Source organism: Delftia sp. DT-2 (genome assembly GCF_028401915.1).
GTDB classification, from domain to species: domain Bacteria; phylum Pseudomonadota; class Gammaproteobacteria; order Burkholderiales; family Burkholderiaceae_C; genus Comamonas; species Comamonas tsuruhatensis.
This window is the reverse complement of the sequence record NZ_JAQOTI010000003.1, coordinates 399758-424752: the sequence shown is the minus strand read 5'-3', so window position 1 is coordinate 424752 and position 24995 is coordinate 399758. Positions and strand designations below refer to the sequence as shown.

Genomic DNA, 24995 nt, shown 5'->3' with positions numbered 1-24995 from the left:
CCGGGTTCAAAGATCGAGATAGCTGCTGTCGCGCCGGTTCACACGGCGCACCAGGTGGTCGAACACATCGCGGGCACCGCCGTGGCTGGCGTTGAAGGTCAGCGAGTCCTCATTGCAGCGCTGGGCCATGGCGTCGGAGACCATGCGCGGCGCACCCATGGACAGGGTGGCCATCTGCACGTCGCAGGCGCGCTGCAGCGTCCACAGCACCACAAAGGCCTGGGGCAGATCGCTGCCCCAGCTGAGCAGGCCATGGTTGCGCAGGATCACGGCCTTGCGGTGGCCGATGCTGGCCAGCAGGCGCGGCCCTTCGTCGGCATGGATGGTGATGCCCTCGAAGTCATGGTAGGCCACCATGCCGTGCAGTTGGGCGCTGTAGAAGTTGCTTTGCGACAGGCCCTGCTCCAGGCAGGCCACGCCCATGCCCGAGGTGGTGTGCGTGTGCATCACGCAGTGCGCGCCCGGCAGTCCGTCGTGGATGGCCGCATGCACCACGAAGCCGGCCGGATTCACCGGATGCCGCGAGCCGTCCAGCACCTCGCCGCGCACATTGATGCGTACCAGGTTGCTGGCCGTGACCTCTTCGTAATGCAGGCCGAAGGGATTGATCAGGAACTGCTTTTCACCGCCCGTCACGCTGTTGGGCAGGCGCACCGTGATGTGGTTGTAGATCAGCTCGTCCCAGCCCAGCATGGCAAAGACGCGGTAGCAGGCGGCCAGTTCGATGCGGGCGGCGCGTTCATCAGGGTGCATGGAGCAATTCATGGTGTGGCTCGTGGGGTGGGTTCTGAGGTGGGTCTTGAGGTGAGTTGTGCAGTGGCTTGTGGGGAAATCAGGCATCCAGCCCCTGGTCGAGCGCCTGGGAGGCACGGCCCAGCTTGTCCAGGATGCGGTCCAGCATGGCGCGCTCATCGGCCGTCAGGGCATTTAGCAGGGCCGCCTGGTAGGGGCGTGCGCGGGACAGCACCTCGTCGAAGAGCGCCTGCCCTGCTTCGCTCAGCTGCAGCAGGTGGCGCCGCGCGTGCTGCGGGTCGGCGCGGCGCAGCACCCAGCCCCGGTCGATCAGCGGCTGCAGCGCGCGGCTGATCTGGGCCTTGTCCATCAGGCTCAGGCGCGACAGCGCGCTGGCATGCAGCTCGCCATGGCGCTGGATCTGGCCCATGAGCCGCCACTCGGTCAGCCCCACGGGCGATGCCGGCGCGATGTAGTGGCGCGTCACCTGGGTCTGCAGCGCATTGGACAGCGCGCCCAGGCGGAAGGTGATGAAGTCCTCCAGTGCCAGCGTCTGGCTGCAGACCTGCGTGTCCGGTGCAGGGCCGGTGGCGGCATCGGCGGCAGGGATCGTGGATGTGCGTGGGCAGGGCATTGGGCGGAGGGAACCGGGCGGCGACGGCGATTGCGATGGCCGCATGATCCACCAATGTTGACATATCAACATTGGTGGCAACCCTGAGAGCCCTGGCGGCCTGCAGGCCGCCATCGGGCGCAGGGTGAAACCCGTGCGCCCGCGCCGCGCTCAGCGCTTGAGCAGTTCGTTGGAAGGCAGTGTCTCGTCCATCAGCTTGCGGGCCGTCTCCACGCCCGCCACGGGCAGCAGCGCCGGGTCCAGCAGGCCCACCTGCACCAGCACGCTGGCCTGGTCCCAGTAGATGTGCTCGTGGTAGAGCTTGTCGCCCCGGAACTTGACCACGGCCAGCAGCGGGATCTCCACGCGCCGCCCCGTGGGCCGCACGCCGGGCAGCATCCACGGGATCTCGGTGGTGTGCGTGAAGCAGAACAGCATCTCGTCCACCACCTGCGAGGCCCCCACGGTGCGTGAAATCGGGGTCAGCGATGTATCGGGCGGATTGCTGTTGACGAAGTGGTTCGTATAGAAGGCGTGCAGGTTGCTGAAGCCCACGCCGCCGGTCATGGTGGGGATGTGGTTCACATAGGGCTCGGCCACCATGGTGGCCATGGTGTCGTCCACGTTGCGCGTGGCGAACTCGTACTCGCAGTGCTTGTCCCACAGCGCGGCCAGGTCGAAATGCGGGCCGATGGCGGACTTGAGCGTCGCAATGCTGCGTTCATGCGCCATCAGGGCCGAGGCGCGGTGGAAATGGTCGCCGCCCTTGCGCGCAAAGGCATGGTCCACGCCGGGATAGACATGCACGGCCACGCCGGGACGCCCGCCCAGCGCCTGGACGATGCGCTGGCGCGCCTCGGGCGGGCAGAAGGCGTCGAGCTCGGCCACATGCAGGGTGAGCGGGCAGCGGATGCGCTCGGCCTCGTCCAGCGCCGCCTCGATGCCCACGCCGTAGTAGCCGACCACCGCATCGGCATCGGTGCGGCAGGCGGCCAGGTAGGCCAGCTTGCCGCCCAGGCAAAAGCCCAGCACGCCGGCCTTGCCGTCCGTGACCTCGGGGCGCTGGCGCAGGGCGTTCAGGCAGGCCTGGATGTCCTGCACGCCCAGGGCCTCGTCGAATCCCTTGTAGAGGCCGAAGGCGCGCTCCCAGTCCGCCGGCGTGTAGCCCAGTTCCACATCGGGCTGCTGGCGCCAGAACAGGTCGGGCACCAGCACCACGTAGCCTTCTTCGGCGTAGTAGTCGGCCACCTCGCGCATGGTGGCGTTGACGCCGAAGATCTCCTGCGCCAGCACCAGGCCGGGGCCGCTGCCCGAGGCCGGCACGGCCAGGTAGGCGTTGAAGCTGCCGCTGCCGTCCAGCGCGTTGATGCGCACATGGCGGCTGGCCGGGGGTTCTTTCTGCTGCATGGGGTTGTCTCCGTTGCAAAGGGTGGGGAAAGCTGCGGTGCCGCTTTTTTCATGACCCGTCATACGCATTCGGGGTGCCGCACCGTCACCTGATAGTAGCCCGCGTGAAAGGCCAGGGGCTCGCCGTCGAAGCGTTCGCAGCGCTCGACCTGGCCGATGAAGATGAGGTGGTCGCCGCCATCGTATTGCCGGACGTTGCGGCAGACGAAGCGGGCCAGCACGCCATCGATCAGGGGCACGCCGGCCGGGCCTTCCGCGCAGTCCAGGCCGACGAACTTGTCTTGCTGCGGCGTGGAAAAGCGCCGCGACAGAAGGTGCTGGCCCGCAGCCAGCACGTGGATGGCGAAGTGGCTGGCGCCCTGGAAATCGCAGACGCTGGGCGCCTGGCGCGCTAGGCTCCACAGCACCAGCGGCGGGTCCAGCGAGACCGAGGAGAACGAGTTGGCCGTCATGCCCACGCGCCGCCCGTCCGGCGCGCGCGTGGTGATGACGGTCACGCCCGTGGTGAACTGGCCGAAGGCCTTGCGCAGCTCGCGCGGATCGAAGGAGCAGGCCGTGGCGGGGGCCGGGGTGTCGCATGTGCTCATGGCGGCCTCTGCGGCTAGGCGGGGACGGCTGCCATGGCGGCGATGGCCGCGCAGCTGTCGATGTAGTGGTCTGCCTCGCCCGCGTCCGCGAACCAGGGGAAGAAGGTGCGCGGGTCGTCGAAGCCGTTGGCAAAGGCGCTGGCCAGCGGTGCCAGCGTGCCCGCGCTGGCCAGCAGCTTGAGCACATGGGGCGGCGGTGGCGCCAGCAGCATGTTGGTCCACTGCGTGACCCATTGCGCATAGCCGAACCAGTAGCGGTCGAAGGTCTGCTGCATCCAGGCGGCGTCGAAGGCGCCATATCCGTCACCATTACTGTCGCCATTGCCGCGCGCCAGGATGCTGCGCAGATAGGTGTCGGCGCACTTGGCCGCGTTGTTGGAGCCCTGGCCCGTAATGGGGTCGTTGAGCACCACCACGTCGCCCATGCCCAGCACCTTGCGCCCCGACGGCAGCGTGGCCACGGGCTTGCGCACCGTGGGGGCGAAGCAGCCCGCGAGGATGCCGTTGTCATCGGTCAGCGCAATGTCGCGGCAGCGTTCGGCCTCCCAGGGCACGAAGGTGTCGAGGATCCAGCGGCTGCGCTCCAGGTGCTGCTCCGGTGTCTTCACATCGCCCCAGCAGTCCATGGGGCCGCCGGGCACGCCTTCGAACACCATGATCTCGCAGGGGCCCGTGGTCGTCAGCGCCGGGAACACGAAATACTCGCCCACGCCCGGCAGCAGGTTGAAGGACACGGCGGAGAACGGCTCGCGCGGCTTCATGCCCGTCACATAGGTCAGCGCCAGCGCACGCTGGGGCTGGTCGAAGCGCGAGCGGTGGGCATCGCGCTCGAACAGCCTCGATATCTCGCCCTTGCCGCTGGCGACCAGGGTCAGGTCATGGCTGCGCGTGCATTCCTCCAGCTCGGCGATGCCCGCGTCCTTGAGCACCAGCTCGCCGCCCTGGCGGCGGAAGTCGTCCATCCATGCGGGGATCTTCAGGCGCTGGTCCACGGACTGCGCGCCCGCGTTCAGACGCGCGGCCCAGTCGATGGCCTTGCCGGCCGCTTTCCCGCCGTGCTGCCCAGGGTGCGGCACGCACAGGCCGATGCCCTCGACCACCGGGCATTCGCGCGACCAGTGATCCAGGCCCAGGCCGCGCTCTATCTGCAGCGCGCTGTCGAACATGCACTGGCTGGACATGACCCGGCCCTGGGCGATGTCCTGCGCCGTGCGGTTGCTCAGTATCGTGACCTGATGGCCTGCAGCCAGCAGGCCCAGGCCGAGTTGCAGGCCCGACTGGCCGGCTCCGACGATGGCGATTTTCTTCATGGCTGTCTCCTTGCGGCTCCGTGTCCGTACTGCGTACTAGTCCATCAATTGGGGAATGGCGGCCACGGCGCGCTCGGGCCCCATGGCGCCGTAGCCGCCGTCCACCGCGTAGTCGGCGCCGGTCACGAAGCTGGCATGGTCCGAGCACAGGAACAGCACCACCTGGGCCACCTCATGCGGATCGCCCACGCGGCCCAGCAGGTGAAAGGGTGCGGCCACGCGGTCGGTCTTGGCGCGGTCGCCGCCACTGAGCCGGTCCATCACCGCCGACCAGGTCCAGCCCGGGCATACGCTGTTGACGCGGATGCCATCGGCCGCCAGGTCCATGGCCATGCTGCGCGTGAGCTGCTTCATGGCCGCCTTGCTGGCCGGGTAGAGCCAGCGCCCCGTCTGCGCCGCTTCCGAAGAGATGCTGGTGAAATTCACCACGGCCCCGCCACCGGCGGCCACCATGCGCGGGTGCACGGCCTGCAGCATGGCCACGGCGCTGGCCACGTTCACGTTGAACGAGGCCAGCCAGTCAGCGCGCGGCGACTGCAGGCCCTCATCCACATAGGAGCAGGCCAGGTTGACCAGGATGTGCACGCCGCCGTGCCGGCTGCATGCCTGCTGAACGCAGGCAGCGACCTGGGCGTCGTCGGTGATGTCGGTGCGCACGAAAAGCGCGCCCTCGCCCAGCGCATCGGCCAGCACCTGGCCGTTGTCGGCATCGATGTCGGCAATGACCACCTTCACGCCGGCCGCGTGCAGCGCACGCACCACGCCGGCGCCTATCAGGGTGGAGCCGCCGGTGACGATGGCGCTTTTGCCTTCGAGTCCCTTGAACATGACGCTTGTTCTCCCGTGTGGATGCCAGGCCGGGCTGGCCTGTGCAGCACACGTTACGGGGGGCCGGGCCGCGCAGGCATCCGGCAAGCGCAGGCGCTGTCCCTGGCGCGCAGAAATTGGCTCCCGGGGAATGGTCCGAATTGTGGGAGCGGGTGGTTTTTGCTACGTTCTGCCCAGCCTATGGAACACGCCATGCACACACCGCTGCCGCTGCAGCGCTACCGGCTTTTCGAGAGCCACGACATGGACGAGGCCCGCGAAAGCGTGGCGCGCGTCTTCTGTCCGCATGGCCTGGGCATGCTGCGCCCGCGCGCCGAGCTGGACGCCTGCCACCACAGCGCGCCGCTTTCCCGCAACGTCAGCCTGAACTATGTGCAATACGGCCCCGGCGTGCACATCGAGCCCGGCTATCTGCGGGACTTCTTCCTGCTGCAGATTCCCCTGCGCGGCAGTGCCGAGATCCGCTGCGGCGCGCAGCAGGTGGATGCCACGCCGCGCCTGGCCTCCCTGCCCTCGCCGACCGAGCCGTTGTCCATGCGCTGGGCCGACGACAGCCCGCACCTGATCGTGCGCATGGCCCGCCCGGCCCTGGTAGCGCGGCTGGAGGCGCTGCTGCAGGCGCCCGCAGGCCGGCCCCTGGTGTTCGATCTGGGCGTGCCGCTGGACCAGCCGGCGCTGGCACCGCTGGTGCATTTCATCGACTGCCTGCGGCACACGCTGGATGCGGGCAACGCCCTGCAGGCCACGCAGGCGCTGGCCCGGCATGCGGAGGAATACCTGCTGACCAGCCTGCTGATGTCGGCCACGCACAGCCACAGCCGCGCACTGGCCGGGGACAGCCGGCGCAGTCTGCTGCCGCGCGGCGTGCGCAAGGCCCAGGAGTACATGCAGGCCCATGCCGACCAGCCCCTGTCGCTGGCCGATGTCTGCCGCGAGGCCGGCTGCAGCGCGCGCACGCTGCAGGCCGCCTTCCGCCAGCACGCAGGCATGGGGCCCATGGATTTCCTGCGCCAGCTGCGGCTGGACCGGGTGCGCGCCGAACTCCAGGCAGCCAAGGGCCCGGGCGCCGCAGCCGGCTCCGGCGTGCGCGACGTGGCGCAGAAATACGGCTTCCTGCACCTGGGCCACTTCGCGGCCCAGTACCGCAGCCGCTTCGGCGAGCTCCCGTCCGAGACGGCGAGCCGCCGCGTGCAGGCCTGAGGGCCTGCCTTTGCCGTTTCAGCCCCGGCCCACGAAGGGCATCTTGGTGGCCATCACCGTGTGGAACAGCACATTGGCCTCCAGCGGCAGGCTGGCCATGTAGAGCACGGACTGGCCCACCACATCCGCGTCGATCAGCGGCTCCACCGCGATCTCGCCATTGGCCTGGGGCACGCCCTTGGCCATGCGCGATGCCAGCTCGGTCATGGCATTGCCGATGTCGATCTGGCCCACGGCGATGTCGTAGGCACGGCCGTCCAGCGCAGCCGTCTTGGTCAGGCCCATGACGGCATGCTTGGTGGCCGTGTAGGCGCTGGAATTGGGGCGCGGCGCATGCGCGGAGATGGAGCCGTTGTTGATGATGCGGCCGCCGCGCGGCGACTGGTCGCGCATGGTGCGAAACGCCTGCTGCAGGCAATAGAACATGCCGTTGAGGTTGACATCGACCACCTCGCGCCACTGCTCGGGCGTCCAGTCCAGGAAGGAGCCGGGCGGATTGCCCCGGCCGGCGTTGTTGAACAGCAGGTCCACGCGCCCGAAGCGCTGCACCGTGCGCGCGAACAGCTGCTCCACGGCAGCCGGGTCGCTGACATCGGTGGCAATGCCCAGCATGCGCTCGCCTGCGCCGTACTTTGCCTGGGCCTCGGCGCAGGTCTCATCCAGCGGCGCCTGGCGGCGGCCCGCCACCACCACCTGGTAGCCCGCGCCCGCCAGGGCCAGCGCCACGGCCTTGCCCACGCCGGTTCCTCCGCCCGTGACCACGGCCGTCTTTGCGTTCTTCATCTCCATTGCTTGTCCATCCTGTAGTGCATGTATTGCAGCCGCCGCCCGCGCACCGGTGGCGGGCGGCGCCGCTGCATTGTCCCCCACGGCGATGGCGCAGTCCGTGCGTGGACTGTCGCCCACGGCGATTGCTGCACCGCCGCGCAACCGGCAGCGATCCATAGCTCTTGCGGCAATAAGCTCAAGCGCAGGCGGCAGGGAAAGTCTTGCAAAACAAGGCCTTGCAGCGCTTTACCGTCGCTATAAGGAAATGTGAATTCCGTCGTGGTGCGCGCCGGGGCCGGGTGTTGCAATGCCTTCAGAGGCCATGCCGGCAGGCGCCATGTGGGCGCCGGCGCCGGGCCTGGCCGAGCTGGAGGAACCACGCCTTGCCCACGCGCAGAAACACATTGCTCTGGTCGCTCGCCGCCACGCTGGCGCTGCCCGGCCTTGCGGCGGCCGCCGCGCTGAAGATAGGCGTCACGCCCGGCTCGCTGGCCGACTCCGTGGAGGTCGCCGCCAAGGAGGCGCGCGCCCAGGGGCTGGACGTGCAGGTCATCGAGTTCACCGACTGGACCACGCCCAACACGGCGCTGGCGGCCGGCGACATCGACCTCAACTACTTCCAGCACCAGGCCTTCCTGGACAACGCCATCCGCGAGCGCGGCTATACCTTCACCAGCGTGGCCACGGGCCTGCTGCCCAACATCGGCCTGTACTCGCTCAAGACCCAGCGCTTTGCCGACCTGAAGGAGGGAGCGCGCGTCGGCGTGGCCAACGACCCCGTCAACCAGGGGCGCGGCCTGCTGCTGCTGGAGAAGGCCGGCCTGATCCAGCTGCGCGAAGGCAAGGGCCCGCGCGCGGGGCTGGACGACATCGTGTCCAACCCGCGCAGGCTGCGCTTTGTCGAGATCGAGGGGCCGCAGCTGGTGCGCGCGCTGGACGATGTGGACCTGGCCCAGGGCTACCCGGCCCACTTCGTCAACGCCGGGCGGCCGCAGGTGGCCGGCAATGCGCTGCTGTATTCGGGCATTGACGACCTGTACTACGCCATCCGCTTCGTCTCGCGCCAGGACAACGCCCGGGACCCGCGCATTGCGCAGTTCGTGCGCATCTACCAGACCTCGGGCGCCGTGCAGGCGCAGATCCACAAGTCATTCGCTGCCAACGGCAGGTTGTACAGCCTGCCGTGGCGCAAGCCGTGACGCAGCCCCTTCCTGCCTTTTTCGAACCCTTTTTTCCGGAGATCCCGATGAAGCTTTCCCGTGCCCTGATCGCCCCGCTGGCCGCCCTGGCCCTGTTCTCCGCCCATGCTGCCGACAAGCTGCGCATCGGCGTGGTGCCCGGCGCCTACGCCGACTCGGTGGCCGTGGCCGCCAGGGAGGCCAAGGCCCAGGGCATCGATGTGCAGGTGGTGGAGTTCACCGACTGGACCACGCCCAACGTGGCCGTGGACTCGGGCGACCTGGACATCAACTACTTCCAGCACCAGCCCTTCCTGGACAACGCCATCCAGAAGAACGGCTACAAGCTGGCCAGCGCGGGCACGGGCATCCTGGCCAACGTGGGCCTGTACTCGCTCAAGCACAAGGCCATCGCCCAGGTGCCGCAGGGCGGCAAGGTGGGCATTGCCAACGACCCCGTGAACCAGGGGCGCGGCCTGCTCTTGCTGCAGAAGGTGGGGCTGATCAAGCTCAAGCCCGGCGTGGGCTACCTGGGCAGCCTGGACGACATCGTCGAGAACCCCAAGAAGCTCAGCTTCGTCGAGGTCGAGGGGCCGCAGCTGGTGCGCATCACGGGCGACGTGGATATTGCCCAGGGCTACCCGCACTTCATCGTGGCGGCCAAGGCCTTCGATCCGTCCAGCGGGCTTGCGTATTCGGGCATCGAGGATGCGCGCTTTTCCATCCAGTTCGTGGTCAAGGCCAACCGCACGCAGGACCCCGTGGTGCAGAAGTTCATCCGCATCTACCAGAACTCCGATGCGGTGAAGGCCGAGGCCCAGCGCGCCTTCTCCAACGACAAGCGCCTGTACAACCTGGCCTGGGTCAAGCCCTGAGCGGCACGGGGAGGACTTCAGCCATGTCAACCAGCATTGCAGCCAGGCAGCCCCTGGCGGACAGGCCGGCCCACGAGGCGGACAGGCCGGCCCATGAGGCGGGCAGGCGCTCATCGGCAGCGGCCGGCAGCACGCGGGAATCCATCCGCGGACCCGGCGCCGTGGCCTTCAGCGGCGTGGCCAAGACCTACCAGTCTTCGGCCGGGCCCGTACAGGCGCTGGACGCGATCAGCCTGGAGATCGCGCCGGGCAGCATCTTCGGCATCATCGGGCGCAGCGGCGCGGGCAAGTCCAGCCTGCTGCGCACCATCAACCGGCTGGAGCAGCCCAGCAGCGGCCAGGTGCGGGTCGACGGCGTGGACATCGGCACGCTGGACGAATCGCAGCTGGTGCAGCTGCGCCGGCGCATCGGCATGATCTTCCAGCACTTCAACCTGCTGTCGGCCAAGACGGTGCATGACAACGTGGCCCTGCCCCTGCAGGTGGCGGGCCTTCCGCGCGCACGCATCAATGCGCGGGTCAATGAGCTGCTGGCCCTGGTGGGCCTGCAGGAGAAGGCAGACACCTATCCGAGCCGGCTGTCGGGCGGGCAAAAGCAGCGCGTGGGTATTGCCCGCGCCCTGGCCACCGACCCCGAGATCCTGCTGTGCGACGAGGCCACCTCGGCCCTGGACCCCGAGACCACGCAGTCCATCCTGGAGCTGCTGCGCACCATCAACCGCAAGCTGGGCATCACCATCGTCCTGATCACGCATGAGATGAGCGTGATCCGCGAGATCGCCGACCGCGTGCTGGTGCTGGAGCAGGGCCGCATCGCCGAGCTGGGCGAAGTCTGGAAGGTCTTCGGCAACCCGCAGCACCCGGCCACGCGCGCCCTGCTGGCACCGCTGCAGCACGGCCTGCCCGACGACCTGCGCCAGCGCCTGCTGAGCACCGCGCCCGCAGGCCGCCACGAACGCATCCTGCAGCTGGCCTACCGCGGCGAGGACGGGCTGGAGCCCGACTTCCCGCGCATCGCCCAGGCCCTGGGCGGCCGGGTGCGCCTGCTGCATGGCGGCGTGGACCGCATCCAGGGCCATGCCCAGGGGCAGCTGCTGATCGCGCTGGGCGGCGGCACGGCCGCGCATGACTGGCACACATTGACGCAGGGCCCGGCGGCCATTGCGCATGACATCAAGGATCTCGGATATGTCGCTGAATCTGTCCATTCCCATTGAGCGCTACGGCAACGCGCTGGCCGACACGCTGATGATGGTCGGCGTCTCGGGCGGCATCGCGCTGGCGGCGGGCATTCCGCTGGCGGTGCTGCTCATCGTCACCGCGCCCGGCGGCTTCCTGGCCTCGCCGCGCACGCACCGCGCGCTGGGCAGCGTGATCAACGGCTTCCGTGCCACGCCCTTCATCGTGCTGCTGGTGGCGCTGATCCCGTTCACGCGGCTGGTGACGGGCACCACCATCGGCGTGTGGGCGGCCATCGTGCCGCTGGCCATCAGCGCCACGCCGTTCTTCGCGCGCATCGTCGAGGTCAGCCTGCGCGAGGTCGATCCCGGCCTCATCGAAGCCGCCCAGGCCATGGGCTGCCGCAAGTGGGACATCGTGCGCCACGTCTACCTGCCCGAGGCCCTGCCCGGCATCGTGGGCGGCTTCACCATCACCCTGGTGGCGCTGATCAGCTCCTCGGCCATGGCCGGCGCCGTGGGCGCGGGCGGCCTGGGCGACCTGGCCATCCGCTACGGCTACCAGCGCTTCGACACCCAGGTGATGCTGCTGGTGATTGCCGTGCTGATCGCGCTGGTCACCGTGGTCCAGGTGCTGGGCGACCGCTACGTGCGCCGGCTGCGCAGCCGCTGACGCTGAAAACAGGCACCAAGCCTTTCCCTCCGGGGCCGCCGCCTGGCGGCCCTCTCCCCACCGACTCAGCAACGAGGCACGGAATGACCACACCGGATGCCCTGGGCGCAGCCTTGCCCGGCAACACACACCACACCCCGGGCGGGGCGCTGCGGCGCCTGCCCCTGCCGCCCTCCACTCCGCACCGCATCGCCAGCGAGGCCGAGGCCCTGCAGGCCGCCCAGGCCCTGGCCGATGAATGGCGCGTGGACGCAGCCGCCCGCGACCATGAGCGGCGCCTGCCCTGGCAGGAAATCGAGCGCTACACGGCCAGCGGGCTGGGCGCCATCACCGTGCCCCGCGCCTACGGCGGCCTGGGCGCTTCCTACGAGACGCTGGCCCAGGTCTTCGTCACGCTGTGCGCGGCCGACCCTTCGCTGGGCCAGATTCCGCAGAACCATTTCGCCGTGCTGCAGAACCTGCGGGACATGGGCAGCGAGCCCCAGAAGCGCCGCTGGTTCGCCGACGTGCTGGCCGGCCACCGCCTGGGCAATGCCGGGCCGGAGCGCAAGGGGCGCGCGGCCCATGTGCTGGAGGCCACGGCGCGCCTGTCGCGCGATGCGGCAGGCGGCCTGCGCGTCAGCGGCACGCGCTTTTACTCCACGGGCTCGGCCTTCGCGCACTGGGTGCCCTTCCGTGCCCAGGACGAGGAGGGCCGCATCGTGCAGGTCTGGGTGCGGCGCGATGCGCCGGGCGTGACCGTGTTCGACGACTGGGATTCCTTCGGCCAGCGCACCACGGCCAGCGGCAGCGTGCAGCTGGACCAGGTGCAGGTACATCCCGAGGACGTGGTGCCTGCCTGGCAGTTCGAGGCCACGCCCTCGCTGTCCGGCCCGGTGTCGCAGCTGATCCAGGCCTCCATCGACGCGGGCATTGCCCAGGGCGCGCTGCGCGACGCGGTGGACTTCGTGCGCGACAAGAGCCGGCCCTGGATGGACTCGGGCGTGGCGCGCGCCAGCGACGATCCCCACCTCATCCACGAGGTCGGCCAGCTGCAGATCGAGGTGGATGCGGCCCATGCCGTGCTGCTGGAGGCCGCGCGCACGCTGGATGCGCTTGCTGCAGCGGCGGGTGGCGCGGCGGACGAGCAGGCCAGCGCCCAGGCCTCGGTGGCCGTGGCCGAGGCCAAGATCCTCACCACCGAGGCCGCGCTGCAGGCCGGCGAGCACCTGTTCGCGCTGGCCGGCTCCTCGGCCAGCCGCGCTGCCCACCGCCTGGACCGCCACTGGCGCAACGCCCGCGTGCACACGCTGCACGACCCCGTGCGCTGGAAATACCACCTGCTGGGCAACTACCTGCTCAACGGCGCCCTGCCGCGCCGCCACCAGTGGAACTGACGGCCATGACACAGACATCGACCCAAGAGCTGCAGGCCCTGGCCTCCACACCGGGCAGCCAGCCCGCTCCCGCAGCGCCTCCGGCCCGGCCCGCCCACATCATCGGCAGCGAGGCCGAGGCGCTGGAAGCGGCCCGCAGTTTTGCCGCCCTCATCGCCCCCGGCGCACTGGCACGCGACCGCGACCGCCTGCTGCCCTGGCAGGAGGTGGAGCAGTTCAGCCAGAGCGGCCTGTGGGGCATCACCATTCCCCAGGAGTACGGCGGCGCGGGCGTGTCCACGGCCACGCTGACGCGGGCCATTGCCCTGATTGCGGCGGCCGATGGCAACTTCGGCCACATTCCGCAGAACCACTACTACTCGCTGGAAGTGCTGCGCGTGGGCGGATCGCCCGCGCAAAAGGCCTTCTTCTATGACTGTGTGCTGCGCGGCGAGCGCCTGGGCAATGCACTGGCCGAGATCGGCCACCGCGACTTCCAGCGCCGCACCCGGCTGCTGCGCGAGAGCGGCAGCTGGTTCGTGCAGGGGCGCAAGTTCTATTGCACGGGCGCCCTGTTCGCGCACTGGATTCCCACCCTGGTCAGCGCGCAGGAAGAGGCGCCGGGGCAAGGCGAGCGCATGTATCTGGTCTTCATCCCGCGCGATGCGGCCGGCGTCACCGTCACCGACGACTGGGATGGCTTCGGCCAGCGCGTGACGGGCAGCGGCTCCGTGCAGTTCGACCGCGTGCGCGTGGAGCCCGAATGGGTGGTGCCCTTCACCAGTTCCTTCGAGCGGCCCACCACCATCGGCCCCTTTGCCCAGATCATCCATGCCGCCCTGGACGCGGGCATTGGCCACGGCGCGCTGCAGGCCGCCCTGCCCTTCATCCGCGAGCATGCGCGGCCCTGGGTGGACGCGGGCGTGGCCAGCGCCACGCAGGACCCGCTGCTGCTGCAGCAACTGGGCAATGTCCACGTGCGCCTGCGCGCCGCCGATGCCCTGGTGGCCCGCGCGGCCCTGGCCGTGGACGCCGCCCAGCGTGCGCCCACGGACGACAGCGTGGCCGCCGCCTCGGTGGCCGTGGCCCAGGCCAAGGCGCTGAGCACCAGCGCCAGCCTGCTGGCCGGCAGCAAGCTGTTCGAGCTGGCAGGCACGGCCTCCACCCTGGCGGGACAGGGCCTGGACCGCTTCTGGCGCAACGCGCGCACCCACACCCTGCACGACCCCGTGCGCTGGAAATACCACGCCGTGGGCAACTACGTGCTCAACGGCATACGCCCGCCGCGCCATGGCGCGCTCTGACCTTTACCAACGACACAGGAATGCAATGATGACAACGACCTCCCCCACCCTCTGGCCCCGGCTGGCCGCCTTCCTGGGCGCTGCCCTGCTCGCAGGCAGCGCCCTGGCCGCGCCCCTGAAGATCGGCGTGGTGCCGGGCATCTTCGCGGACTCGGTGGAAGCCGCCGCCAAGGAGGCCAAGAAGCAGGGCCTGGACGTGCAGGTGGTGGAATTCACCGACTGGGCCACGCCCAACGTGGCGCTGGACGCGGGCGATATCGACCTCAACTACTACCAGAACAGCAACTACCTGGCCCATGCCGCGCGCAGCAAGGGCTTCAAGTTCACCAGCGTGCAGGCGGGCATCCTGTCCTATCTGGGCCTGTACTCCACGCGCCACAAATCCCTGGCCGACCTGCCCACGGGCGCCAAGGTGGCCATTGCCAGCGACCCCGTCAACGTGGGCCGCGGCCTGCGCCTGCTGCAGCACGCGGGCCTGATCACGCTGCGCCCCGACACCGGGCTGCTGGGCACCCAGGCGGACATCGTCTCCAACCCCAGGAAGCTGCAGTTCGTGGAGATCGAGGGCCCGCAGCTGGCCCGCACCACGCCCGACGTGGACCTGGCCCAGGGATTTCCGTACTTCATCATCGCCTCCAAGGCCTTCGATGCCAGCAAGGGCCTGGCCTACACCAGCTACGAGGACGACTCCTGGGCCATCCAGTTCGTGGCCCGCAGCGACCGCGCGGCCGACCCGCGCATCGCCCGCTTCCTTGACATCTACAAAAACTCCGACGTGGTGCGCAAGACCATCCACGCCTTCTACCTGAACGACCAGAAGCTCTACCGCCTGGCCTGGTTGAAGAACTGACGCAACGGACTGCAGGACCCGCCCCATGACGCAAGCCAAGCGCCACATCCACGTCAACGCCTTCAACATGAACTGCGTGGGCCACATACACCACGGCCTGTGGACCCATCCGCGCGACCGCTCCACCGAGTACGGCACGCTGGCCTACTGGACCCACATCGCCAGGGTGCTGGAGGAAGGACTGTTCGACGGCATCTTCATCGCCGACGTGGTCGGCTACTACGACGTCTACCAGGGCGGCGTGGACCTGACCCTGCGCGAAGGCATACAGCTGCCCGTCAACAACCCCTGGCTGCTGGTCTCGGCCATGGCGGCGGTGACGCGGCACATCGGCTTCGGCCTCACGGCCACCGTGGGCGCGCACCAGCCCTATACCTTTGCGCGCGACGTGACCACGCTGGACCAGCTGACCAACGGCCGCATCGGCTGGAACATCGTCACCGGCTATGTGGACAGCGGCGCGCGCGGACTGGGCCAGAACGGCCTGGCCGAGCACGACAGCCGCTACGACCGCGCCGACGACTTCCTGGAGCTTTCCTACAAGCTCTGGGAAGGCAGCTGGGAAGAGGGTGCCGTGATCGCCGACAAGGCGCGGCGCATCCACGCCCTGCCCGGCAAGGTGCACCCGGTGGTGCATGAGGGGCCGTTCTACCGCGCCAACGCCATCCACATGAGCGCGCCCTCGCCCCAGCGCACGCCCGTGCTGTTCCAGGCCGGCACCTCGCCGCGCGGGCTGCGCTTTGCAGGCCGGCATGCCGAGGGCATCTTCATCGGCGCGCGCACGCCCGAGGCCGCGCGCGAGGCCTCTCGCCAGCTGCGCCAGGCCGCCGTGGACGCGGGCCGGCGCCCCGAGGACATCAAGATCTACGCCGGCGTGGCCGTGGTGCCCGGCCGCACCGAGGCCGAGGCCCGTGAGAAATACGCCGACTACCTGGCCCACGCCAGCGCGGAAAGCGGGCTGGCCCACTTTGCCGCCAGCACCGGCGTGGACTTTGCGCAGTACGGGCTGGACGACCCCATCTCCTTCGGCAACACCAACGCCATCCAGTCGGCGGCCCAGGCCGCCCAAAAGCAGGGCTGGACCACGCGGCGCAAGCTGCTGGAGCAGTTCACGCTGGGCAGCCGCTACGCCACCATCGTGGGTGACCCGTCCCAGGTGGCCGACGAGCTGGAGCGCTGGATCGACGTGGGCGAGATCGACGGCTTCAACCTGACGCGCATCGTCGCGCCCGAGACCTGGGAAGACTTCGCCCGCCTGGTCGTGCCCGAGCTGCAGAACCGGGGCCGCTACCGCACCAGCTACGGCGACGACGCCACGCTGCGCCAGCGCCTGTTCGGCCAGGGCGACCGCCTGCCCGCCAGCCACGCCGCCGCGCGCTGGCGGCGTTGAAGGCACCGCGCAGGCCGCGCTGCGCAGGGACGGGCGCAGCGGCCGTGCCCATATCGCCAGAACGCATTAGCACATGCCATGCGCCACAAAATCCCCTTCAGAAACAAGCACTTGCCAAGGCACCCAAACCGATAAGCAAATGCGTTAAGTTTCTTTCGCCATACCGGCGTTCGGCCCTGTAATGAAGGCATCCATCCCACCTCATCCGGGCTGGCAGTCTTCGCAAACCGCATGCCGCGCTGCCTCCTGGAACCCACGCCAAGGAGTTTCCATGAGCCGATCGCTGAAGACTGTCATCGTCAATGGCAGCCTGAGCCGCCCCTCCCGCACCCGTGTCCTGCTGGACGCCCTGCATGCCCGCCTGGGCCAGGAGCTGCCGCTGCAGGCACAGGTCATCGACCTGCTGGACCTGCAGCCCCATCTGGGCGCGGCCCTGTCCAAGAACGACCTGCCGCCGGCCACGCTGCAGGCCATCGAAGCCATCGAGCAGGCCGACTTCCTGATCGTCGGCGCGCCGGTCTTCCGCGCCAGCCTGCCGGGCCTGCTCAAGCACCTGTTCGACCTCATCGACCTGGACGCGCTGCAGGGCACGCCCGTGCTGCTGGCCGCCACCGGCGGCAGCCCGCGCCACGCCCTCATCCTGGACCACCAGCTGCGCCCGCTGTTCGGCTTTTTCTCGGCCCTCACCCTGCCCATTGGCGTGTACTCCACGCCCGAGGACATCCAGGACGGCCAGGTCCACAGCGAATCGCTGCGCCAGCGCATCGAGCTGACCGTGCAGCTGTCGGCCCCGGTGCTGCGGGGTGCGCTGCAGCAGTTGGTGCAGGCCCAGGCCGAGGTACAGCAGCCCGTTCCCGAAGCCGCCGACCTGGCCCTGGCCGGGCAGCCCGCGTGAGCCAGTCAGAGGCCGTCCCTGCGGACCCGATAGCCACTGCGCAGGATCTGGCGCAGCGCCTTGCCGCCACGGCGGCCCTGCGCGATGCCGCAGGCGGCACGCCCAAGGCCGAGCGCGATGCGCTGCGCGCCAGCGGCCTGCTGGCACTGAGCATTCCGCGCGCGCTGGGCGGCCTGGGCGCGGACTGGGTGCAGACGCTGGAGACGGTGCGCATCCTGGCCACGGCAGACGGCTCGCTGGCCCATGTCTACGGCTTCCAGCACCTGCACCTGGCCACCGTGCAGCTGTTCGGCCAGCCCGCCCAGTGGCGGCCCTGGCTGCTGCAGACGGCACGCCACCGCTGGTTCTGGGGCAATACGCTGAACCCTCTGGACCGCCGCACCACGGCCACGCGCCAGCCCGGCCACTGGGAGTTCTCGGGCAAGAAGAGCTTTACCTCGGGCGCGTTGGACTCGCAGATGCTGGTGGCCTCGGCCATCGATGCCGACAGCGGCCAGCTGCTGATCGGCGTGGTGCCCACCGAGCGCACGGGCATCACCTTGCTGCGCGACTGGGACAACATGGGCCAGCGCCAGACCGACAGCGGCTCAGCCCTGTTCGAGCGCGTGCGCGTGGAGGAGGCCGAGCTGCTGCTGAACCCCGGCCCGCTGTCCACGCCGCATGCCGCGCTGCGCCCGCTGCTGGCCCAGCTCATCCTGGCCCATCTGTTCCTGGGCATTGCCCAGGGCGCGCTGGAGCAGGCGCGCGGCTACACGCTGAACGAGGCGCGGCCCTGGTTCAAGTCCCCGGCCGATGCAGCCGGCGCAGACCCCCACATCCAGGCGCTGTATGGCGAGCTGTGGGCCGCGCTGGAAGGCGCGCGCCTGCTGACCCTGCAGGCCGCGCAGCGCTTTGACGCCGCCTGGCGCCGAGGCCCGGCGCTGACCGCCCACGAGCGCGGCGAAGTCGCCGTGGCCGTGACGGCCGCCAAGATTGCCACCACGCGCTCGGGGCTGGACCTGTCCAGCCGCATCTTCGAGGCCACGGGCGCGCGCGCCACGCACGCGGCGCTGCGCTTTGACCGCTTCTGGCGCAACCTGCGCACGCAGACGCTGCACGACCCGCTGCACTACAAGCTGCAGGAGCTGGGCGACTGGGTGCTCAACGGAACCCATCCGCAGCCCAGCTTCTATTCGTGACGCCGCGCCATGAACACCCGTCTGCCCACCTGGCCGCCCGGCAAGTCCTCGGCAACACCTGCGCCCGTACCTGCAACCGTGCATGCGCACGATGACGGCGCCGCGCCCGCGCCGTGGATACTGCAAGACCCGGCCTCGCAGGCCCTGCTCAAGACCATGGGACAGGTGGCCGCCAGCGAGGCCGGCGTCCTCATCCTGGGCGACAGCGGCGCCGACAAGGAAATGGTGGCCCGCCACATCCACCGCCTGAGCCCGCGCCGCCACGGCCCCTTTGTCGCCGTCAACTGCGGCGCGCTGTCCGAGGCCCTGATCAACGCCGAGCTCTTCGGCCATGAAAGCGGTGCGCTGACGGGTGCCTTCGGCAACCTGCCCGGCCGCTTCGAGGACGCCCACGGCGGCACCCTGCTGCTGGACGAGATCGACGACCTGCCCCTGCACATCCAGAGCAAGCTGGTGCGCGTGCTGCAGGACAAGGCGGTCACCCGCATCGGCGCCAGCCAGCGCACGCCGGCCGATGTGCGCGTGCTCGCGGCCAGCACCGCGCCGCTGCACACCAAGGTGGCGGCGCGGCGCTTTCGCGAAGACCTGTACTACCTGCTTGATGTCGTCACCCTCAACGTGCTGCCGCTGCGCCAGCGCCCGGCCGACATCCTGCCGCTGGCGCGCCACTTCATCGCAAGCTACTGCCAGCGCATGCGCTACGCGCCCATGGCACTCAGCCAGGACGCGCAGCGCAAGCTGCTGGAGCACGACTGGCCCGGCAACAGCCGCGAGCTGGAGAACGTCATCCACCGCAGCCTGCTGCTGACCCAGGGCATGCACATCGGCGCGGGCGACCTGCACATCGCCAGCAGCCAGGGCGAGCCCGATCCCGTCCCCACACGCGAGGCCGAACACGGCGCCCAGGCCGCCGCCGCCGAACTGGCCCTGGGTGAAGCGCTGGACAGCCTGTGCGACGTGCATGCCGAAGGCCTGGAGCAGCACGTGCTGGGCGCCCTGCTGCTCAAGGCCTGGCAGCGCAACCGCGGCAACCAGGTGCAGACCGCGCGCCAGCTGGGCATCAGCCGCAGCGTGGTGCGCGCGCGGCTGCAGCGCCTGGGCCAGGTGCCGGGCGAGGCCGCGCCACCGTCTTTTCCATCGTCCCCGGAGATCCCATGAGCCAAGACCCCCACGCATCGCCAGACATCTTCTGGTTCCTGCCCACCTCGGGCGACACGCGCTACCTCGGCACCTCCGACTTCGGCCGCGCCCCCACCAACGCCTACATGCGCCAGATCGCCGTCACGGCCGAGGAGCTGGGCTACGACGGCCTGCTGATCCCCACCGGCAGCTCCTGCCTGGACCCCTGGGTGGTTGCCTCCAGCCTGGTGCCCGTCACGCAGCGCATCAAGCTGCTGGTGGCCCTGCGCACCTCGCTGGGAGCGCCGGTCTCCAGCGCGCGCCAGGCCGCCACGCTGGACCAGGCCCTGGGCGGGCGCCTGCTGCTCAACGTGGTGCCCGGGGGCGATGCCACCGAGCTGGAGGCCGACGGCATCTTCCTGGCCCACGACGAACGCTATGCCTATGCCGATGAATTCCTGACCATCTGGCGCCGCCTGCTGGCCGGCGAGGCCGTGGATTTCGACGGCAAATACTTCAAGGTCAAGCAGGGCCGCAACTTCTTTCCCCCGGTGCAAAAGCCGCATCCGCCGCTGTACTTCGGCGGCTCCTCGGACGCCGCCCATGACCTGGCCGCGCGCCAGGTGGACGCCTACCTCACCTGGGGCGAGCCCCCCGCCGCAGTGGCCGAAAAGTTCGCCGACATCCGCCGCCGCGCCGCGCAGCAGGGCCGCCAGGTCCGCCTGGGCGTGCGGCTGCACGTCATCGTGCGCGAGACCAACGAAGAGGCCTGGGCCGATGCCGAGCGCCTGATCAGCAAGCTCACCGACGAGGACATCGCCCGCGCCCAGGCCGGCTATGCGCGCATGGACTCCGTGGGCCAGTCGCGCATGGCCGCGCTGCACGGCGGGCGGCGCGACCGGCTGGAGGTGGCGCCCAACCTCTGGGCCGGCGTGGGCCTGGTGCGCGGCGGCGCGGGCACGGCCCTGGTCGGCGATGCCGCCACCGTGGCCGAGCGCCTGCGCGAGTACGCCGCGCTGGGTGCGGACAGCTTCGTGCTTTCGGGCTACCCGCACCTGGAGGAGTCCATCCGCTTTGCCGAACTGGTCTTCCCCCTGCTCGGCAAGCGGGCCGTCACCACCAGCGACCAGGCGCAGACCGGCGGCGCCTTCGACATCCGCAGCATCCAGCGCCGGCAGTCTGCATCGTGAGCCGCCCCCGGGCTTGCGCCTTGTCAGACCGCAAGACCCCGCAGGCAGCTCGCCCGCTCAAGCCCCCAGATGTTTGACAGCAGCTGCCGGGCACGTCCCGCGCCGGCGACGGGAGCGGCAAGCTCCATGAACTTGTCCTCCAGCTCCCCATCCGACAACGGCAGTTCGGGATCGCCCTTGCGATCGGGCTGCAACCAGACATGGCGGCGTCCATCCCTGGCAACGATTTCCAGGCGCGCCGATCTCTTTCCCGGGAAGGCCCTATCGATTTGCGGGTCCACCGAGACCTGGACGCGCTCGAGCATCGCGCGCAAGGCGGGATCGGCCAGGCGCTCGGGGGTGTACGCGGACATTCGCACGCTGCCATGGACCAAGGCCGTCGCCACCACGAACCGGAGACTGAAGCGCGCTTCGTTTTCGGTCACGGGATCGGTGTAGCAGGCGATATCCAGGGCCGGGCCATAGGTGGCCACGGCCACGCTGCAGATGTCGTCCGCCCGCAGGGCATGCTGGCTGCGCAGAGCCAGCGCGGCGTCGATGGCCGCAAAGGTATGGCCGCAGCCGACATGGTTCTTGAAGGTGAGCCGGGTGATGTGGAAGTCCCTGCCCAGCGTGTCCCCGATGCCTGACCAGTCCGGTCCGTCGCTGACAGCGCGGCCCAGGCCCGACTCCCCCTCCAGCACATCCAGCGATCCCGTCACCCCCCTGTGCGCGAGTTGCGCAGCCAGCAGGCCGGCCTCCGCTGCGCGCCCGGCATGCAGGGGCTTGGACATCGAATCCATGCGGAATGCCTGCTGCAGACCCGCAGAGAAGGTGGCCGCCGTGGCCAGTGCATGGGCGAATGGCCCTGCATCCAGCCGCAGCGCATACCCTGCGGCTGCCGCTGCCCCGAAGACACCCACGGTGCCGGTGTTGTGCCAGAAGCGGTAGTGGGCCCGGCCCAGGGTCACGCCGATGCGGGTGGAGACCTCATAGCCCAGCACCACGGCACGCAGGAAGTACAGGCCACTGGCCCCTGCCTGCTGGCTTGCCGCCAACGCCGCTGCAATGGTTGCGGCCCCGGGGTGGTACATGGCATCGCGGAAGCTGTCGTCCACCTCGGCGGCATGGGCCGCCGAGCCGTTGAAAAGTGCCGCCGCCCGCGCCGTGGCCATGCGGCCGTTTCCAAGCCGGCAGGACCCGCGATCCAGATCCTCGGCAAGCACCTGTTCCAACTGTGCAAGAGGGGCGCAGCCCAGGCCCGGAAACAGGGAGGCATACCAGTCGATCACGGCCCGCTTGGCGTGGTGGATGACGGTGTCGGGAAGCTCGGTGCGTTGGTATCGAGAGGCAAATTGTCCGAACACTTCGGTCGCATGCATGCGTGGTCTCCTGGATGAACACTGGCGGGGGCAGTCTCACTTTTTTTGGCACAAATGTGCAGTGGCCGGCCCCTCAGGCCAGAACCAGCACACCATCCGCAGCGCACACGCCCTGGCCCTGCGGCAGCACGAACACCGGGTTGATCTCCGCCTCGATCACGCGGTCGCCCAGTTGGGCGGCCATCGCAGAGAACGCGACGATGGCATCGGCCAGGGCATCGACATCCGCCTTGGGGCGGCCGCGAAATCCGTCCAGCAGCGGCCAGGTCTTGAGCTCCCTGGCCATGTCCAGCGCTTCTGAGCGGCTCAGCACACCCAGTTGTGTCCCATCGTCGGGCAGCAGGCGCAGCGTGGTGTCCTGGAACAATTCGGCCGCAACGCCCCCCATGCCCAGCATCACGGCGGTGCCCAGCGCATCCTTGTGCAGGCCCAGGATCAGCTCGGTGCCACCGGTCACCATCTGCTGCACCAGGAACCGGTCCGGACGCACACCCGCCCTGGCCTGCACGTCGGCCACCATCGCTGCCAGCCGCGCACCGATGGTCTGCGCCGTCAGGCCGACGGCGACACCGCCCACATCGCTCTTGTGCGTGATCCGGGACGAAAGGATCTTGAGCACCACCCGGCCGCCCAGTTCGCGCGCGGCGGCTTCGGCCTCTTCGGCGGTGCGCACCACGCGCTCGGCCGCGCATGGCACGCCGAAACGGCGGAAAACGGCCTTGGCCTGCGCTTCATCGAGGCAGCCGACGGGCAGGTCCAGTTCCTGCAGGGTGTGCTTGCCGACGACCAGCTCGGAAGGCGCACCCTGGAAGCCGTTGACTCGCAGCATGCCCGCCAGCGCGGCCGTGCAGCTTTCCGCCGCAGCGAAGGCCGGCACGCCGCGTTGCGTGAGCAGCGCGCCGATTTCCGGTGCATGCGGGCTGACGTAGGCCAGCACCGGCTTGTCGGAGTGGGGCAGGCACTCCTGGATGGCGCCGGCCAGCAGCTCGGGCATGGCCAGGCTGGAGGAGCCGACGATGATCACCAGCGCGTCGTAGCTGGGGCTGGCCAGCAGGGCATTGATGGCGCCGCGCAGCAGGTCGGGACGCAGGCCCGCCAGGGTCACGTCGATGGGGTTGCGGTCCAGCACGGCCTCGCTGCCGGTCTGCAGCGCGCGCAGTGCATCGGCCGTCGCCTCGTCCGGCGCAGGCGTGTCGAATCCGGCCACGCCCAGATCGTCCGACACCAGGGTGCCCGCACCGCCGGTGGAAGTCAGGATGGCGATGCGCCTGCCGCGCAGCCTGCGGCCCGTGGCCAGCGCAGCGGGCACGTCCAGCAGGTCGGCAAAGCTGTGCGCACGGATCACGCCGACCTGGCGGAACAGCGCGTCGTACATGCGATCCGCACCGGCCATGGCGCCCGTGTGCGATACAGCGGCCTTGGCGCCGGCCTCGGAGCGGCCGATCTTGAAGGCCACCACGGGCTTGCCGGCACGCGCGGCCTTCAGGCAGGCGGCACGGAACCTGGCGGGATGGCGCACCGTTTCCACATACAGCGCGATCACCTTGGTGGCCGGGTCATCGGCCAGGTGGTCTATGAAGTCGGCCAGTTCCAGATCCACTTCATTGCTGGTGGAAATGAGCTTGGACAGCCCGATGCCACGCGCGGCGGCGCGCGACAGCAGCGAGCCCAGGATGCCGCCGCTTTGCGAGACGACGCCAATGCCGCCCGCGGGGAACTCATCCATCTCCAGCGCCCCAGAAGGCGACAGCACGATCCGGTCGGTCAGGTTGACCAGCCCGATGGTGTTGGGTCCCAGCAGGCGCATGCTGCCGGCCGCCTCGATCAGCTGCCGCTGGCGGTGCGCCCCGTCCTCGCCCGTTTCCGTATAGCCGCTGGCCAGCACGATGGCTGCCGCGCAGCCCAGCGCCGACAGTTCCCTGACGGCCTGGTGCGCACGCTCGGCGCCCAGCAGCACCACCGCCACATCGGGCACTTCAGGCAACGAGGCCACATCGGGATAGCAGGCCAGATCGCCGATGCGCTCCACGCGCGGATTGACGGGAAGAATGCGGCCGGCAAACCCGTGCTTTTGCAGGTAGGCCACCGGGCGGCCCGTGGTCTTTTTCAGGTCGGCAGAGGCGCCTATGACGGCGACGCTGCGCGGCGACAGCAGCTTGGCAATGGCTTCGCTCATGGCATCACTCCTTGGCGGCCGTCTTGGCCAGGAAGGCCTCCACCGATGCGCGGTGTTCACTGCTGGTGTAGCAGATGCCCTGGGCCTGGCTTCCCTGTGCGAAGACATCGTGCGAAGACAGCTCGAAGCTCTGGTTCAGGATGGTCTTGGTCAACGCCAGCGCGGTGGAAGAAGCCGAGGACAGCTCGCGCGCCCAGGCCTGGGCGTCTGCCACCAAGGTCTCGGCGCTGGCCTGGCGGTCCACGATGCCCAGCGCCAGGGCTTCCGGCAGCTTGACCTGGCGGCCCGTGAAGATCAGCTCCTTGGCCTTGGCCAGGCCCACGCGGCGCGGCAGGAAGTACATGCCGCCGCCGTCGGGGATGATGCCGCGCAGCACATAGCTCCACGCGAAGCTGGCCCATTCGCTGGCGATGACGAAATCACAGGCCAGCGCCGTGTCCGCGCCCAGGCCCGACGCTGCGCCGTTGACGGCGGCGATCACGGGCTTGGGCATGGTGTGCAACAGGGCCTGGACGTGGTGCACGCGCTGCTGGCGCTGCCAGCCGTTGAAGCCCACCTCGCCCGCAGGCGCGTTCATGCGCCTTTGCATTCCGGCAATGTCCCCGCCTGCGCAAAAGCCCTTGCCCGCGCCCGTCAGCACCAGGGCCTTGATGGCCTTGTCCACCGCCACGCGCTCCAGGGCATCGATGAACTCGGTGCGCATGTCATCGCTCATGGCGTTGCGCTTGTCGGGGCGGTTCAGGGTCACGGTCGCCACCGCATCGGCGACATTCAGTTGGATCAGTTCGTAGTTCATGGCGTGCTCTCAAGGCGATCGCGGGCAATGCG

The 24995-nt window shown here is 69.5% G+C and carries 23 protein-coding genes; 13 read left to right on the top strand and 10 right to left on the bottom strand.

Annotated elements, in window-relative coordinates; all coding sequences use genetic code 11:
• Positions 1-6 precede the first annotated feature (6 nt).
• The 6 genes from PO605_RS06875 to PO605_RS06850 all read right to left on the bottom strand — a co-directional run bounded on the left by PO605_RS06875 (position 7) and on the right by PO605_RS06850 (position 5477).
• Positions 7-840 carry a class II aldolase/adducin family protein gene (locus tag PO605_RS06875; protein ID WP_269431528.1) on the bottom strand — a complete coding sequence of 278 codons (834 nt, stop codon included), beginning with the start codon at positions 838-840 and terminating at the stop codon, positions 7-9.
• Positions 833-1366 carry a MarR family winged helix-turn-helix transcriptional regulator gene (locus PO605_RS06870; RefSeq protein WP_047472690.1) on the bottom strand — a complete coding sequence of 178 codons (534 nt, stop codon included), beginning with the start codon at positions 1364-1366 and terminating at the stop codon, positions 833-835. Before PO605_RS06870 ends, PO605_RS06875 begins: the two co-directional genes overlap by 8 nt.
• 150 nt (positions 1367-1516) lie before the next feature.
• Complete coding sequence (locus PO605_RS06865; RefSeq protein WP_047472691.1) at positions 1517-2752, bottom strand: dienelactone hydrolase family protein; 1236 nt, start codon at positions 2750-2752, stop codon at positions 1517-1519.
• A 59-nt stretch (positions 2753-2811) separates the two neighbouring features.
• The gene (locus tag PO605_RS06860) at positions 2812-3339 is read right to left on the bottom strand and encodes a flavin reductase family protein (protein WP_047472692.1); all 528 of its coding nucleotides are present in this window, start codon (positions 3337-3339) and stop codon (positions 2812-2814) included.
• A 14-nt stretch (positions 3340-3353) separates the two neighbouring features.
• A complete protein-coding gene (locus PO605_RS06855) occupies positions 3354-4649 on the bottom strand; it encodes a styrene monooxygenase/indole monooxygenase family protein (RefSeq protein ID WP_047472693.1) in 1296 nt (431 codons plus the stop codon).
• Positions 4650-4685: 36 nt separating this feature from the next.
• Positions 4686-5477: an SDR family oxidoreductase gene (locus PO605_RS06850; protein WP_047472694.1), complete on the bottom strand. Its 792-nt coding sequence runs from the start codon at positions 5475-5477 to the stop codon at positions 4686-4688.
• 192 nt (positions 5478-5669) lie between these two features.
• Here PO605_RS06850 and PO605_RS06845 point away from each other — a divergent pair, with 192 nt between their 5' ends.
• Positions 5670-6677, top strand: a complete 1008-nt coding sequence (locus tag PO605_RS06845; RefSeq protein ID WP_016449087.1) for an AraC family transcriptional regulator — start codon at positions 5670-5672, stop codon at positions 6675-6677.
• 18 nt (positions 6678-6695) lie between these two features.
• Here PO605_RS06845 and PO605_RS06840 read toward each other — a convergent pair whose 3' ends face one another.
• Positions 6696-7466, bottom strand: coding sequence for an SDR family oxidoreductase (locus tag PO605_RS06840; protein ID WP_013803947.1), 771 nt, complete (start codon positions 7464-7466; stop codon positions 6696-6698).
• A gap of 362 nt (positions 7467-7828) precedes the next feature.
• Here PO605_RS06840 and PO605_RS06835 point away from each other — a divergent pair, with 362 nt between their 5' ends.
• From PO605_RS06835 to ssuD, 12 genes are all read left to right on the top strand, one after another.
• Positions 7829-8644, top strand: coding sequence for a MetQ/NlpA family ABC transporter substrate-binding protein (locus tag PO605_RS06835; RefSeq protein WP_047472695.1), 816 nt, complete (start codon positions 7829-7831; stop codon positions 8642-8644).
• A gap of 47 nt (positions 8645-8691) precedes the next feature.
• The gene (locus PO605_RS06830; RefSeq protein ID WP_016449092.1) at positions 8692-9498 is read left to right on the top strand and encodes a MetQ/NlpA family ABC transporter substrate-binding protein; all 807 of its coding nucleotides are present in this window, start codon (positions 8692-8694) and stop codon (positions 9496-9498) included.
• Between the two features lie 23 nt (positions 9499-9521).
• On the top strand, positions 9522-10715 hold the full coding sequence (locus PO605_RS06825) for a methionine ABC transporter ATP-binding protein (RefSeq protein WP_047472696.1): 1194 nt from the start codon (positions 9522-9524) through the stop codon (positions 10713-10715).
• Positions 10687-11349, top strand: coding sequence for a methionine ABC transporter permease (locus tag PO605_RS06820; RefSeq protein WP_012203707.1), 663 nt, complete (start codon positions 10687-10689; stop codon positions 11347-11349). Before PO605_RS06825 ends, PO605_RS06820 begins: the two co-directional genes overlap by 29 nt.
• Positions 11350-11432: 83 nt before the next feature.
• Complete coding sequence (locus PO605_RS06815) at positions 11433-12725, top strand: SfnB family sulfur acquisition oxidoreductase (RefSeq protein WP_047472697.1); 1293 nt, start codon at positions 11433-11435, stop codon at positions 12723-12725.
• A 5-nt stretch (positions 12726-12730) separates the two neighbouring features.
• Complete coding sequence (locus tag PO605_RS06810) at positions 12731-14008, top strand: SfnB family sulfur acquisition oxidoreductase (RefSeq protein WP_272206194.1); 1278 nt, start codon at positions 12731-12733, stop codon at positions 14006-14008.
• A 25-nt stretch (positions 14009-14033) separates the two neighbouring features.
• A complete protein-coding gene (locus PO605_RS06805) occupies positions 14034-14858 on the top strand; it encodes a MetQ/NlpA family ABC transporter substrate-binding protein (RefSeq protein ID WP_082001657.1) in 825 nt (274 codons plus the stop codon).
• Positions 14859-14883: 25 nt separating this feature from the next.
• Positions 14884-16248: an LLM class flavin-dependent oxidoreductase gene (locus tag PO605_RS06800; protein ID WP_126312507.1), complete on the top strand. Its 1365-nt coding sequence runs from the start codon at positions 14884-14886 to the stop codon at positions 16246-16248.
• Positions 16249-16519: 271 nt separating this feature from the next.
• On the top strand, positions 16520-17143 hold the full coding sequence (gene msuE / locus PO605_RS06795) for an FMN reductase (RefSeq protein WP_016450173.1): 624 nt from the start codon (positions 16520-16522) through the stop codon (positions 17141-17143).
• A complete protein-coding gene (locus PO605_RS06790) occupies positions 17140-18321 on the top strand; it encodes an acyl-CoA dehydrogenase family protein (RefSeq protein WP_272206193.1) in 1182 nt (393 codons plus the stop codon). Before msuE ends, PO605_RS06790 begins: the two co-directional genes overlap by 4 nt.
• A gap of 9 nt (positions 18322-18330) precedes the next feature.
• The gene (locus PO605_RS06785; RefSeq protein ID WP_047470783.1) at positions 18331-19479 is read left to right on the top strand and encodes a sigma 54-interacting transcriptional regulator; all 1149 of its coding nucleotides are present in this window, start codon (positions 18331-18333) and stop codon (positions 19477-19479) included.
• Positions 19476-20630, top strand: coding sequence for an FMNH2-dependent alkanesulfonate monooxygenase (gene ssuD / locus PO605_RS06780; RefSeq protein ID WP_016453780.1), 1155 nt, complete (start codon positions 19476-19478; stop codon positions 20628-20630). Before PO605_RS06785 ends, ssuD begins: the two co-directional genes overlap by 4 nt.
• Positions 20631-20653: 23 nt before the next feature.
• Here ssuD and PO605_RS06775 read toward each other — a convergent pair whose 3' ends face one another.
• The 3 genes from PO605_RS06775 to PO605_RS06765 all read right to left on the bottom strand — a co-directional run bounded on the left by PO605_RS06775 (position 20654) and on the right by PO605_RS06765 (position 24963).
• Entirely contained in the window at positions 20654-21991 is a 1338-nt protein-coding gene (locus PO605_RS06775; protein WP_047474592.1) for an MmgE/PrpD family protein, read from the bottom strand.
• Between the two features lie 73 nt (positions 21992-22064).
• On the bottom strand, positions 22065-24167 hold the full coding sequence (locus PO605_RS06770) for an acetate--CoA ligase family protein (RefSeq protein WP_047474594.1): 2103 nt from the start codon (positions 24165-24167) through the stop codon (positions 22065-22067).
• A 4-nt stretch (positions 24168-24171) separates the two neighbouring features.
• The gene (locus PO605_RS06765) at positions 24172-24963 is read right to left on the bottom strand and encodes an enoyl-CoA hydratase/isomerase family protein (RefSeq protein WP_047474596.1); all 792 of its coding nucleotides are present in this window, start codon (positions 24961-24963) and stop codon (positions 24172-24174) included.
• Between the last annotated feature and the right edge of the window lie 32 nt (positions 24964-24995).

Coding starts and splice junctions, on each gene's coding strand:
- PO605_RS06840 (WP_013803947.1), bottom strand. CDS start 7,466: ATGGAGATGAAGAACGCAAAGACGGCCGTGGTCACGGGCGGAGGAACC.
- msuE (WP_016450173.1), top strand. CDS start 16,520: ATGAGCCGATCGCTGAAGACTGTCATCGTCAATGGCAGCCTGAGCCGC.
- PO605_RS06800 (WP_126312507.1), top strand. CDS start 14,884: ATGACGCAAGCCAAGCGCCACATCCACGTCAACGCCTTCAACATGAAC.
- PO605_RS06805 (WP_082001657.1), top strand. CDS start 14,034: ATGATGACAACGACCTCCCCCACCCTCTGGCCCCGGCTGGCCGCCTTC.
- PO605_RS06875 (WP_269431528.1), bottom strand. CDS start 840: ATGCCTGATTTCCCCACAAGCCACTGCACAACTCACCTCAAGACCCAC.
- PO605_RS06845 (WP_016449087.1), top strand. CDS start 5,670: ATGCACACACCGCTGCCGCTGCAGCGCTACCGGCTTTTCGAGAGCCAC.
- PO605_RS06770 (WP_047474594.1), bottom strand. CDS start 24,167: ATGAGCGAAGCCATTGCCAAGCTGCTGTCGCCGCGCAGCGTCGCCGTC.
- PO605_RS06810 (WP_272206194.1), top strand. CDS start 12,731: ATGACACAGACATCGACCCAAGAGCTGCAGGCCCTGGCCTCCACACCG.
- PO605_RS06785 (WP_047470783.1), top strand. CDS start 18,331: ATGAACACCCGTCTGCCCACCTGGCCGCCCGGCAAGTCCTCGGCAACA.
- PO605_RS06775 (WP_047474592.1), bottom strand. CDS start 21,991: ATGCATGCGACCGAAGTGTTCGGACAATTTGCCTCTCGATACCAACGC.
- PO605_RS06765 (WP_047474596.1), bottom strand. CDS start 24,963: ATGAACTACGAACTGATCCAACTGAATGTCGCCGATGCGGTGGCGACC.
- PO605_RS06865 (WP_047472691.1), bottom strand. CDS start 2,752: ATGCAGCAGAAAGAACCCCCGGCCAGCCGCCATGTGCGCATCAACGCG.
- PO605_RS06830 (WP_016449092.1), top strand. CDS start 8,692: ATGAAGCTTTCCCGTGCCCTGATCGCCCCGCTGGCCGCCCTGGCCCTG.
- ssuD (WP_016453780.1), top strand. CDS start 19,476: ATGAGCCAAGACCCCCACGCATCGCCAGACATCTTCTGGTTCCTGCCC.
- PO605_RS06820 (WP_012203707.1), top strand. CDS start 10,687: ATGTCGCTGAATCTGTCCATTCCCATTGAGCGCTACGGCAACGCGCTG.
- PO605_RS06815 (WP_047472697.1), top strand. CDS start 11,433: ATGACCACACCGGATGCCCTGGGCGCAGCCTTGCCCGGCAACACACAC.
- PO605_RS06855 (WP_047472693.1), bottom strand. CDS start 4,649: ATGAAGAAAATCGCCATCGTCGGAGCCGGCCAGTCGGGCCTGCAACTC.
- PO605_RS06850 (WP_047472694.1), bottom strand. CDS start 5,477: ATGTTCAAGGGACTCGAAGGCAAAAGCGCCATCGTCACCGGCGGCTCC.
- PO605_RS06870 (WP_047472690.1), bottom strand. CDS start 1,366: ATGCCCTGCCCACGCACATCCACGATCCCTGCCGCCGATGCCGCCACC.
- PO605_RS06860 (WP_047472692.1), bottom strand. CDS start 3,339: ATGAGCACATGCGACACCCCGGCCCCCGCCACGGCCTGCTCCTTCGAT.
- PO605_RS06825 (WP_047472696.1), top strand. CDS start 9,522: ATGTCAACCAGCATTGCAGCCAGGCAGCCCCTGGCGGACAGGCCGGCC.